This is a genomic window from Bradyrhizobium sp. 2TAF24 (assembly GCF_052115025.1).
Classification (GTDB): domain Bacteria; phylum Pseudomonadota; class Alphaproteobacteria; order Rhizobiales; family Xanthobacteraceae; genus Bradyrhizobium_A.
This window is the reverse complement of the sequence record NZ_JBFRFW010000002.1, coordinates 558,750-570,105: the sequence shown is the minus strand read 5'-3', so window position 1 is coordinate 570,105 and position 11,356 is coordinate 558,750. Positions and strand designations below refer to the sequence as shown.

At 66.0% G+C, this 11,356-nt stretch carries 12 protein-coding genes; 11 read left to right on the top strand and 1 reads right to left on the bottom strand.

The window, feature by feature from the left end:
• Positions 1-55: 55 nt before the first annotated feature.
• The 3 genes from AB4Z37_RS05925 to AB4Z37_RS05915 all read left to right on the top strand — a co-directional run bounded on the left by AB4Z37_RS05925 (position 56) and on the right by AB4Z37_RS05915 (position 3,124).
• Positions 56-2,263, top strand: a complete 2,208-nt coding sequence (locus tag AB4Z37_RS05925) for a relaxase/mobilization nuclease domain-containing protein (protein WP_441515742.1) — start codon at positions 56-58, stop codon at positions 2,261-2,263.
• A 74-nt stretch (positions 2,264-2,337) separates the two neighbouring features.
• Positions 2,338-2,622 (top strand): type II toxin-antitoxin system TacA family antitoxin, encoded by a 285-nt coding sequence (locus AB4Z37_RS05920; RefSeq protein WP_441515741.1) that lies wholly within the window; start codon positions 2,338-2,340, stop codon positions 2,620-2,622.
• A 4-nt stretch (positions 2,623-2,626) separates the two neighbouring features.
• Positions 2,627-3,124 (top strand): GNAT family N-acetyltransferase, encoded by a 498-nt coding sequence (locus AB4Z37_RS05915; RefSeq protein ID WP_441515740.1) that lies wholly within the window; start codon positions 2,627-2,629, stop codon positions 3,122-3,124.
• Here the strand turns inward: AB4Z37_RS05915 and AB4Z37_RS05910 are convergent.
• Positions 3,121-3,405, bottom strand: a complete 285-nt coding sequence (locus tag AB4Z37_RS05910; RefSeq protein ID WP_441515739.1) for a helix-turn-helix domain-containing protein — start codon at positions 3,403-3,405, stop codon at positions 3,121-3,123. The two genes, AB4Z37_RS05915 and AB4Z37_RS05910, sit on opposite strands and share 4 nt — an antisense overlap.
• Before the next feature lie 107 nt (positions 3,406-3,512).
• Between AB4Z37_RS05910 and AB4Z37_RS05905 the strand changes: the two genes are divergently transcribed.
• From AB4Z37_RS05905 to trbJ, 8 genes are all read left to right on the top strand, one after another.
• Positions 3,513-3,827: a DNA -binding domain-containing protein gene (locus AB4Z37_RS05905; RefSeq protein ID WP_441515738.1), complete on the top strand. Its 315-nt coding sequence runs from the start codon at positions 3,513-3,515 to the stop codon at positions 3,825-3,827.
• Positions 3,828-3,948: 121 nt separating this feature from the next.
• Positions 3,949-5,937, top strand: a complete 1,989-nt coding sequence (locus tag AB4Z37_RS05900; RefSeq protein ID WP_441515737.1) for a conjugal transfer protein TraG — start codon at positions 3,949-3,951, stop codon at positions 5,935-5,937.
• Positions 5,938-5,947: 10 nt separating this feature from the next.
• Complete coding sequence (locus AB4Z37_RS05895; RefSeq protein ID WP_441515736.1) at positions 5,948-6,409, top strand: CopG family transcriptional regulator; 462 nt, start codon at positions 5,948-5,950, stop codon at positions 6,407-6,409.
• A 144-nt stretch (positions 6,410-6,553) separates the two neighbouring features.
• Entirely contained in the window at positions 6,554-7,534 is a 981-nt protein-coding gene (trbB, locus tag AB4Z37_RS05890; RefSeq protein ID WP_441515735.1) for a P-type conjugative transfer ATPase TrbB, read from the top strand.
• On the top strand, positions 7,531-7,863 hold the full coding sequence (locus AB4Z37_RS05885) for a TrbC/VirB2 family protein (protein WP_441515734.1): 333 nt from the start codon (positions 7,531-7,533) through the stop codon (positions 7,861-7,863). The genes trbB and AB4Z37_RS05885 overlap by 4 nt, the downstream gene beginning before the upstream one ends.
• Positions 7,863-8,144 carry a VirB3 family type IV secretion system protein gene (locus AB4Z37_RS05880; RefSeq protein ID WP_441515733.1) on the top strand — a complete coding sequence of 94 codons (282 nt, stop codon included), beginning with the start codon at positions 7,863-7,865 and terminating at the stop codon, positions 8,142-8,144. Before AB4Z37_RS05885 ends, AB4Z37_RS05880 begins: the two co-directional genes overlap by 1 nt.
• A gap of 10 nt (positions 8,145-8,154) precedes the next feature.
• Positions 8,155-10,593, top strand: a complete 2,439-nt coding sequence (gene trbE / locus AB4Z37_RS05875; protein WP_441515786.1) for a conjugal transfer protein TrbE — start codon at positions 8,155-8,157, stop codon at positions 10,591-10,593.
• Positions 10,590-11,348 (top strand): P-type conjugative transfer protein TrbJ, encoded by a 759-nt coding sequence (trbJ, locus tag AB4Z37_RS05870; protein ID WP_441515732.1) that lies wholly within the window; start codon positions 10,590-10,592, stop codon positions 11,346-11,348. The genes trbE and trbJ overlap by 4 nt, the downstream gene beginning before the upstream one ends.
• The last annotated feature ends 8 nt before the right edge of the window (positions 11,349-11,356 follow it).

The following is an 11,356-nucleotide window of genomic DNA, read 5'->3' as shown; positions in this document are numbered from 1 at the left end:
AAACGGCAGAAAGGGCGGAAAGGCGGGAGGGCAAGATTAAAGCGGACGGCACCCCATGGGGCCGATCCGCCAGGCAAGCCCTTGTCTGCACACTGTTGGGGGCGGCACCCCCGAACGATCGGCATGGTGCCGTCGTCCTTCGGATAGCCAGCTTTTGCAGGGCGTTCGACGGCACTGTGGCCGGAAATCCCTGCCGTCGGCGGGAACTGCGCCGATGAGCGACGATGAGGACCGCTTCCGCCCGCGCCTTGGCCGCATCCGCTCCGATGCCCGCGCCGGCGCCAAGACCAAGAGCTTCTTCACCAAGGTCAAGAAGATCGCCCGCCAGCATGGCGGATCGCCATCGCGCGGCGGGCGTGCCGCTGGTGCGGACCGCGCTGCCAAGAGCGGATCACGATCGGCGCTGGCGAGCGGCCGGGGTGTGAAGCGCGGCCGCGGCGCGGCCTTCGTGCGTGCGCGCAACCTCTCGGACGGTTGGAGCCATCGCCAGCCCGGCAGTCGCCGCGTCATCGTCAAATCGCGCTCGGTCCGCGCCGCCGGAAAAAATGGCCGGGCGGCCGCCCATCTGCGCTACATCCAGCGTGACGGAACCTCGCGCGACGGCGAACGCGGTCACCTCTATTCGGCGACCGAGGACCGCGTCGACGGCGATGCCTTCCTCGATCGCGGCAAGGACGATCGCCACCAGTTCCGCTTCATCGTTTCGCCGGAGGATGGCGCCGATCTCGGCGATATCACCGGCTTCACCCGCGACCTGATGAGCCAGGTCGAAGCCGACCTCGGCAGCAAGCTCGATTGGGTGGCGGTCAATCACTTCAACACCGGTCATCCTCATGTCCACGTCATCGTCAACGGCCGCGACGAACTGGGCGAGGATCTGGTCATCAACGGCGACTATGTCGCCCACGGCGTCCGCGAACGCGCCAGCGCGCTCGCGACGCTCGAGCTCGGCCCCGTCACCGAGATCGAACAGCAGCGTAAGCTCACCGCCGAACTCGGCCAGGATCGCTTCGCCCGCATCGACCGCGCCATGATCGAAGAGGCCCGTGACGGCCTGATCGACCTTCGGCCCGAGCACGGCGATCCGCGCGGCATCGCTAGACGGGCGCTGCGCCTGGCCCGGCTCGGCAAGTTGGAGAAGATGGGGCTCGCCACCCAGCATGCGCCTGGCGTCTGGGAGTTGAGCGTGCGGCTGGAGCCAACCCTGCGCGAGCTGGGCGAGCGTGGAGACATCATCCGCACCATGCACAAGGCGCTCCAGGCCGAGGGGCAGGAGCGCGATCCGGCCAGCTTCCAGATTCATGACGGCGCGCCCGCCGCGCCGATCACCGGTCGCGTCATCGACAAGCATCTCGCTGACGAATTGGGCGAGAGCCTCACCCTGGTTGTCGACGGGGTCGACGGCCGCACCCATCATGTCTCTGGCTTCGATCCGGCCCGCGTCGAGGAAGCGCGCATCGGCAGCATCGTTGAGATCGGTCCGGCCGATACCGCGGCACGGCCGTCCGATCGCGCTATCGTCGGCATGGCTGAGGACGGCATCTACCGGCCGAGCCGCCATCTGGAGCAGGTGCGCTTCGACGGCCGCGTGCCGGGCGGCGATCACCAAGGCTTCGTCGACGCTCATGTCCGCCGGCTGGAGGCGCTCCGCCGCGCCGGCATCGTCGAGCGGATCGACGCCGACCAATGGCGCATCCCCGACGATTTCGAGAGCCGGGCTGCCGCCCATGACGCCAGCCGCAGCGCCCGCGCCAATATCCGCGTCCTTTCAGCCTTCGACCTGGAAAGCCAGATCGGGGCGGACGGCGCGACCTGGCTCGATCGCCGGCTGATCGCAGGCGAAGCGTCCGATCTCGCGCCAGCCGGCTTCGGACAGGCGGTCAGCCAGGCGATGGACCACCGCCGCGAGCGTCTGATCGACCAGGGCGATGCCACGCGCCAGCAGAACGGTGGGGTTCTCTACCGCCGCAATCTGCTCGCCGCACTGCGCGAGCGTGAGGTCGCCCGCGCCGGCACCGAGCTGGCGGCGCAGAAGCCGATGCCGTTTCGCGCGGCCAGAGACGGCGAGACCGTCAGCGGCACGTTCACCGGGACCATCCAGCTCGCAAGCGGCAGGTTCGCCATCGTCGAGAAGAGCCAAGAGTTCACGCTCGTTCCCTGGCGGCCGGTCATCGACCGCCAGCTCGGCCGCGAGGTCGCGGGCATCGTGCAGGGAGCCTCGGTTTCGTGGCAGCTCGGCAGGCAGCGGGGGCTTGGGCTATGATCGCCACAATCTGCCAGACAATGTCATGACAAAGGAGACCGGGTATGCTATATGAGGGATCAGGAGGCGCCACCATGGCCAATGCAACCCGATCCGAAAAACTCGACCTGCGGCTCACGCGAGAGGCTAAGCGCGTGCTGAACGCCGCGGCCCGGGCCGAGCGACGGTCGGTCAGCGAGTTCGTTCTGGAAAGCGCGCTCGCCCGCGCCCAGGAGTCCCTGCCGGACCGCCAGCATTTCGGGCTGGACGCGGAGCGCTGGCACGCCTTCCTCACCGCGCTCGATGCGCCGCCCCGTCCGTTGCCGAGACTGAAGCGGCTCCTGAGCGAGCCCGGCGTGTTTGAGCAGCCTGGCAAATAGCCCCGTGGCGCTCCGCATCGAGAAGCTGCGGCGCGACCATCGCGTCGAGGGGTTCGATTGCGGCAAGGAGCCGCTCAACCGCTTCCTGATCCGCTTTGCCCTGCAAAACCAGCTTGCCAACAGCGCGCAGACCTATCTCGCCCTCTCGGACGACGAGGTGGTCGGCTACTATACGCTGACCTATGGCGACGTGGCCTATGACGATGCGCCCGGGCGGCTGCAGAAGGGCGTCGCCCGACATCCAGTCCCCCTGATGATCCTCGCGCGCCTTGCGGTCGCCCGCGCCTGGTCAGGCAAGGGGATCGGTTCCGGCCTGCTCAAGGATGCGCTCGGCCGCACACTGGCCGCCGCCGAGATCGCGGGCCTGCGCGCCTTTGCCGTCCATGCCAAGGATGAGGAGGCGCAGGCCTTTTACGAACATTTCGATTTCATCGCATCGCCGAGCGACCCGATGCACCTGTTCGTTCTTCTCAAGGACGTTCGCGCCCTGATCGGCAGCTAGCCGATGGGTTGTGATTTCCGCCTGACAGGTCGTTTTGGGCGGTCTCCGGCCGCTTCGATCTTGCTCAGGATGTCGACACTCGAAACGCCCAGCACCCCGGCAATGTCAATGAACTCGACGACATCAATCCGTCGCTCATTGTTCTCATATTTGGCGACAAAGGATTGCGGCCTGTCGAGCGCCGCGGCAACGTCGGCCTGGGTCATGCCTTTCGCCTTGCGTGCTTGGACGAGCAGGGACAGGAGAAGCTGCTGTCGGGACGTGCGCAAGGACTTCTGCATTCGGAACGGCGCTCCGTTGATCAAAGGAGGCCATTCCGGTAATCCTGATATGGGATTATCCCAGTTCAGGATTTTTGGTGTTGTTGGCCCTGAAGGGAGGGCGTTCCATGCGCGTCAGACCCAAGCTTGATCCCGATGTCGATGACGAGGCCCCGAACGGACCCGACATAACGACCTATGACGAAGAGCATTACGTGACCTACATGCGCTTGCTCGATGCGCAAACGGACGGAGCGGATTGGACCGAGGTGGCGCGGATCGTCCTGCACCGCGATCCGGTCGCCGATGAAGCCCGCACAAGGGCATGCTGGGAGAGCCATCTCGCCCGTGCGCAATGGATGACCAGTCAGGGCTACCGCCGCATTCTCCAGCAGGCCGTCGCGGAAGCCACGGAGGAGGCTCGCGGCAAGACGCGGCACTAAGCGAACCATCCGATTTCTACGCCATGGTATCCGGCGACGCGCCGAACCGTCTTTTTCGTTGAGTCTCGCGCGAACGCCCATTCTCTGATCGGCACCGTCTGTTTTGCCGATTGGAGTCTGTATGTCGGGAACCCGCGTCCTCTGGGGTCAGATCACTGTCGTCCTCGCCATCGTTCTGGCGACGACCTGGGGCGCGACCCAATGGACGGCATGGCGGCTCGGCTTTCAGGCGCAGCTTGGCCACCCGTGGTTCGAACTGGCGGGCTGGCCGGTCTATTACCCCCCGGCCTTCTTCTGGTGGTGGTATTCCTTCGACGCCTATGCGCCATCCATCTTCCTCGAAGGGGCGGCGATCGCCGCATCAGGCGGTTTTATCGCCATCGCCGTCGCCATCCTCATGTCGCTCATCCGTGCGCGCGAGGCACGCAATGTCGCGACCTACGGCTCCGCTCGCTGGGCCGAGGACAGGGAAATCCGTGCCGCCGGCCTGCTCGGCCCCGATGGCGTCCTGCTCGGCCGGCATGCCCAAGACCATCTGCGCCATGACGGCCCCGAACATGTGCTGTGCTTCGCACCGACCAGGAGTGGCAAAGGCGTCGGCCTCGTCGTGCCGACGCTGTTGACCTGGCCGGGAAGCTGCATCGTTCACGACATCAAAGGCGAGAACTGGACCCTGACGGCCGGTTTCCGGGCGCGGCACGGAAGGGTGTTGCTGTTCGATCCAACCAATGCGCAGTCGTTCGCCTACAACCCGTTGCTGGAGGTCCGGCGCGGCGAATGGGAGGTGCGCGACGTCCAGAACATCGCCGACATCCTCGTCGATCCTGAAGGCAGTCTCGACAAGCGCAACCATTGGGAGAAGACCAGCCACAGCCTGCTGGTCGGCGCGATCCTCCATGTCCTCTATGCCGAGCCCGACAAGACGCTGGCAGGTGTCGCCAACTTCCTCTCCGATCCGCGCCGGCCGGTCGAAGCGACGCTGCGCGCGATGATGTCGGCGCCGCACCTCGGCGAGGCGGGCGTCCATCCCGTTGTCGCGTCCGCCGCGCGCGAGCTGCTCAACAAATCCGACAACGAACGCTCCGGCGTGCTCTCGACCGCCATGAGCTTCCTCGGTCTTTACCGCGATCCGGTCGTCGCGAAAGTGACGGCGCGTTGCGACTGGCGCATCGCCGATCTGGTTGGCGGTCGGCGTCCGGCCACGCTCTATCTCGTCGTGCCGCCCTCCGACATCAATCGCACCAAGCCGCTCATCCGCCTGATCCTCAACCAGATCGGCCGGCGGCTGACCGAGGAATTGAAGGCGTCGGGCAAACGCCATCGCCTGCTGCTCATGCTCGACGAGTTTCCGGCACTCGGACGCTTGGATTTCTTCGAGAGCGCCCTGGCTTTCATGGCCGGCTACGGTCTCAAAAGTTTTTTGATCGCGCAGAGCCTCAACCAGATCGAGCGCGCCTATGGGCCGAACAACTCGATCCTCGACAATTGCCATGTGCGCGTCGCCTTCGCGACCAATGACGAGCGCACCGCCAAACGCGTGTCGGATTCGCTCGGCACCGCGACCGAACTGCGCGACTCCATCAACTATGCCGGCCATCGGCTGGCGCCATGGCTCGGGCACCTGATGGTATCGCGCCAGGAGACGGCGCGGCCGCTCCTGACGCCCGGCGAGATCATGCAGCTTCCGCCCAGCGACGAGATCGTCATGGTGGCGGGCACGCCGCCGATCCGGGCGAGGAAGGCGCGCTATTTCGAGGACGCGCGCTTCAAGGAGCGCATCCTGCCGCCGCCCGATCCGGCCGCATCGCGACCCGGCACGACGATGACGGCGCCGGATGACTGGTCGATGCGTGTGATCGCGCCATCGGCCGAAGCGACGACAGCCGCGACAGGCGACGGCGCCGATGGCGATCCGGCCAATGCCGGCATCCGCCGCGAGCCGGAATTGCCCGAGCATGAGGAGGTCATTCCGGCCGAGCGCCAAGCCGGGCACGAGTTCGACCTCCTGGACGACGAGCCCGACGTTGACGCCGCCAAGGCGCGGGCGATGCGCCAGCGCATCGTCGCCCGACAGGCGACGATGGACCCGGCCGACGGCATCGAATTGTAGGAGGATGCCTGTGCAGGCCAAGACCCGCATGAACGTCTATTTCGATCCGGCGCTGCTCAAACAGGTCGAGGCGCTGGCGCTTCGGCGCAACGTCTCGAAGTCCGCGGTCATCGAGGCGGCGGTCGCATCCTTCCTCTCGGCCGATGCGTCCGAGCGGCTCGAAGCCGTGTTCGCGCGCCGCATGGACAAGCTCGGCCGCCAGGTCGACGGCCTCGACGAGGATCTGGCCATTCTGGGCGAGACCCTCTCGCTGTTCATCCGCTTTTGGCTGACCATCACACCGCCATTGTCCGAAAGCGCACAAGCCTCGGCGCGCGCGAAAGGAATGGAACGGTTCGAGGGCTTCATGCAATCGCTCGGCAGGAGACTCGCGACCGGCGACCGGTTCCTGAAAGAGCTGTCGCGCGATATCGACTCGCTGCGCGATGGCACAGGCGACGCACGCTTCAAGACGAACGGCGATCCCGGCTGAACATTCAATTCCGCCGATAGCCGCCTTTTCTTCGCCATGACCGCATCCACTTAGATACTTGTTGAACCGGACCGATTTCCGGCTCTTTTAATCGACCCCGTTGCGGGGACCGTCTGTCGCGCCCCCTCAGGAATCGGGGCCGGGATGAATGCCACTCACCACAAACCAGAAGCGATCGCGCGCGGCGCCCGCATGCTGCGCACTGCGCTCGGCCCGGCCATCGCCCAGTATCTCGAAGACCCGGCTGTGGTCGAGGTTATGCTGAATCCGGACGGACGCATCTGGGTGGACCGCCTGTCCGAAGGGCTTGCCGACACCGGTGAAACGATGATGGCCGCCGATGGCGAGCGCATCGTGCGGCTGGTCGCTCATCACGTCGGCGCCGAGGTGCATGCACGCAGCCCGCGCGTCTCGGCCGAACTCCCCGAGACCGGCGAGCGCTTCGAGGGTCTGTTGCCGCCGGTCGTCGCAGCACCGGCCTTCGCGATCAGGAAGCCGGCGGTCGCCGTGTTCACCCTCGACGACTACGTCGCGGCCGGCATCATGACTACCGACCAGGCCGCGATGCTGCGCACGGCCGTCGTTTCCCGCGCCAACATTCTTGTCGCGGGCGGCACCTCGACCGGCAAGACCACGCTCACCAATGCGCTGCTCGCCGAGGTGGCGAAGGGGGCCGATCGCGTCGTCATCATCGAGGATACGCGCGAACTGCAATGTACCGCGCCAAACCTCGTTGCCATGCGAACCAAGGACGGCGTGGCGACGCTCTCCGATCTCGTCCGCTCGTCGCTCCGCCTGCGGCCGGACCGCATCCCCATCGGCGAAGTCCGTGGCAGCGAAGCCCTGGACCTGCTCAAGGCATGGGGCACCGGCCATCCGGGCGGTATCGGCACCATCCATGCCGGCAGCGCGATCGGCGCACTGCGCCGTCTTGAGCAACTCATTCAAGAAGCCGTCGTCACCGTCCCGCGCGCGCTGATCGCGGAGACCATCGACCTCGTTGCCGTGCTCTCCGGCCGTGGCTCCGCGCGCCGGCTCGCCGAACTCGCTCGCGTCGAAGGGCTCGGTCCGGACGGCGATTACCGCATCACCCCAACCACACCGAACACAGGAGAAGCCCAATGATCCGCATCACGATGCGCGCCCGCCGTTTAGTCACGACGGCCGCCGCTTTCACCTACGTCAACCTTGTCCTCGTGCCGGCCGCACATGCCTCCGGCTCCTCCATGCCGTGGGAACAACCCCTCCAAAAGATCCTCCAGTCGATCGAGGGGCCGGTCTCCAAGATCATCGCCGTCATCATCATCATCGTGACCGGCCTGACGCTCGCCTTCGGCGATACGTCGGGCGGTTTCCGCCGGCTGATCCAGATTGTGTTCGGCCTGTCGATCGCCTTCGCCGCGTCGAGCTTCTTCCTGTCGTTCTTCTCGTTCGGCGGCGGGGCGCTCATCTGATGGCGGCCGCCTTCGAACAGCTCGATGCGGTGCCGGGGTTCTCGATCTCCGTCCGTCGCGCGCTGACCGAGCACATCATGCTTGGCGGCGCACCACGAAGCATCGCCATCATGAACGGAACGCTGGCCGGTGCAGTCGGCCTTGGTCTGCGTCTCTGGCTCGTCGGTCTCGCCATCTGGGCCATCGGTCATTTCGCGGCAGTGTGGGCGGCGAAGCGCGATCCGCTGTTCGTGGAAGTCGGGCGCAGGCACCTGCGCATCCCCGGTCATCTATCGGTGTGAAGGCGCGGCCATGATGAACCTTGCCGAATATCGCCGCACCGCCAGCCGGCTTGCCGATTACCTTCCGTGGGTCGCACTCGTCGGCGAAGGCGTCGTTCTCAACAAGGATGGAAGCTTTCAGCGCAGCGCGCGCTTTCGTGGCCCCGATCTCGACTCCGCCGTCGCGGCCGAGCTGGTCGCGGTCGCCGGCCGCGTCAACAATGCCTTCCGCCGCCTGGGCTCGGGATGGAGCATTTTTGTCGAAGCGCAGCGCCACGAGGCCGCGACGTATCCGGACAGCACGTTTCCCGATCCGGCCTCCGCGCTGGTCGATGCCGAGCGCAGAGCCGACTTCGAGGAAGAAGGCGCGCATTTCATATCGAGCTACTTCGTCACCTTCCTCTACCTACCGCCGGCCGAGGAAGCCGCGCGCACTGAATCCTGGCTCTATGAGGGGCGCGAGCGGTCCGGCGTCGATCCCCATGAAGCGCTGCGCGGCTTCACTGACCGCACCGACCGCGTGCTGGCGCTGCTCGATGGTTTCATGCCCGAATGCGCCTGGCTCGATGACGCGGAAACGCTGACCTACCTGCATTCTTGCGCTTCTACCAAGCGCCATCGCGTGCGCGTCCCCGAGACGCCGATCTATCTGGACGCATTGCTCGCCGACCAGCCGTTGACCGGCGGGCTGGAGCCGCGGCTTGGCGATCAGCACCTGCGCATCCTCACCATTGTCGGCTTCCCCACCGCGACGACACCCGGTCTGCTCGACGATCTCAATCGCCTCGCTTTCCCGTATCGATGGTTGACGCGGGCGATCCTGCTCGACAAAACCGACGCGACGAAGCTGCTCACCAAGATCAGGCGGCAATGGTTCGCCAAGCGCAAGTCGATCGCCGCGATTTTGAAAGAGGTGATGACCAACGAGGCGTCCGTGCTCGTGGACACGGACGCGGCGAACAAGGCTGCTGACGCCGACATGGCCTTGCAGGAGCTCGGGGCCGACATGGCGGGCATGGCCTATGTCACGGCCACCATCACCGTCTGGGACGCCGATCCGCGTCGCGCCGACGAGAAGCTGCGCCTTATCGAGAAGGTCATCCAGGGCCGCGACTTCACGGCCATGGTCGAGACCGTCAACGCAGTGGACGCCTGGCTCGGCTCGCTGCCGGGACATGCCTACGCCAATGTCCGGCAGCCGCCGATCAGCACTTTGAATCTCGCTCACATGATCCCGCTCTCGGCGGTATGGGCGGGGCCGGAACGGGACGAGCACTTCGGCGCACCCCCCTTGCTCTATGGCAGAACCGAAGGCTCAACCCCGTTCCGGTTGTCTTTGCATGTCGGCGACGTGGGGCACACCCTCGTCGTCGGCCCCACGGGCGCGGGCAAGTCCGTGCTGCTCGCGCTCATGGCCTTGCAGTTCCGCCGCTATGGCCACTCGCAGGTCTTCGCCTTCGACTTCGGCGGCTCCATCAGGGCCGCATCGCTCGCCATGGGCGGCGACTGGCATGATCTCGGCGGCGGCCTGACCGAAGGCTCGGACGCCTCTGTCTCGCTTCAGCCGCTCGCCCGCATCCACGACACCTATGAGCGCGCTTGGGCGGCGGACTGGATCGTCGCGATTCTCATGCGCGAGGGTGTGCCCGTCACGCCCGAGGCCAAGGAGCATATCTGGACGGCGCTGACCTCGCTCTCTTCCGCGCCAGTCGAGGAACGCACGATCACCGGGCTCACCGTGCTGCTCCAGTCGAACGACTTGAAGCAGGCATTGCGCCCGTTTTGCGTTGGCGGCGCTTACGGCCGGCTGCTCGACGCCGAATCCGAATATTTGGGCTCGGCCGATGTGCAAGCGTTCGAGATCGAAGGACTCGTGGGCACCGGGGCGGCTCCGGCCGTGCTGGCCTATCTCTTCCATCGCATCGGCGACCGGCTCGACGGACGGCCGACGCTTCTCATCATCGACGAGGGCTGGCTCGCGCTCGATGACGACGCGTTCGCCGGCCAACTCCGCGAGTGGCTGAAGACGCTGCGCAAGAAGAACGCCAGCGTCATCTTCGCCACGCAGTCGCTCAGCGACATCGACGGCAGCAACATCGCGCCGGCCATCATCGAAAGTTGCCCGACGCGGCTGCTCTTGCCGAACGAACGCGCCATCGAGCCGCAGATCACGGCGATCTATCGCCGTTTCGGCCTCAATGACCGCCAGATCGAAATCCTCGCGCGGGCGACGCCGAAACGCGACTACTACTGCCAGTCACGGCGCGGCAACCGCCTGTTCGAGCTGGGCCTGTCTGAGGTCGGCCTCGCGCTCTGCGCCGCATCCTCCAAATCCGACCAGACGCTGATCGCGCAGATCGTCGCCGAGCACGGCCGCGACGGCTTTCTCACCGCCTGGCTCAACGCTCGCGATGTGAGCTGGGTCGTCGATCTCATCCCGACCCTCACCAACAAGGAGACATCCTCATGACCCTGTGCCGTTCCCGCGCAGCGCGGCTTGCCGTCGCGCTCCTATCCACCCCCATCGTGCTGGCGCCGATGCTGGCGACGCCGGCCCACGCGCTCATCGTGTTCGATCCGTCGAACTATGCGCAAAACGTGCTGACCGCCGCGCGTACGCTCCAGCAGATCAACAACCAGATCACTGGCCTACAATATCAGGCGCAGATGCTGATCAATCAGGCCCGCAATCTTACGAGCCTGCCGTTCTCCGCGCTCCAGCAGATCCAGCAATCGGTCCAGCGCACGCAGCAGCTCCTGAACCAGGCCCAGAACATCGCCTTCAACGTCCAGCAGATCGACCAGGCGTTTCAGCAGAAATACGGCAACGTCTCGCTGTCGGCCTCCGACCAGCAGCTCATCGCCGATGCACGCTCGCGCTGGCAGAACACGGTCGGCGGCCTGCAGGACGCCATGCGCGTGCAGGCCGGTGTCGTCGGCAACATCGACACCAACCGCACGCAGATGTCATCGCTCGTCGGCCAGAGCCAGGGCGCGACCGGCGCATTGCAGGCGACGCAAGCCGGCAACCAGATTCTCGCGCTCCAGTCGCAGCAGCTTTCCGACCTGATTGCGCTGATGTCGGCCAATGGCCGAGCGAGCGCGCTGACCGAAGCCGAGCGCGCCGCTGCTGCCGCGCAGGGGCGCGAGCAGCGCCGGCGCTTCCTGACGCCCGGCAGCGGTTACCAGCCCGGCAACGCGCAGATGTTCAATAGGGGCAACTGACGGTCAAA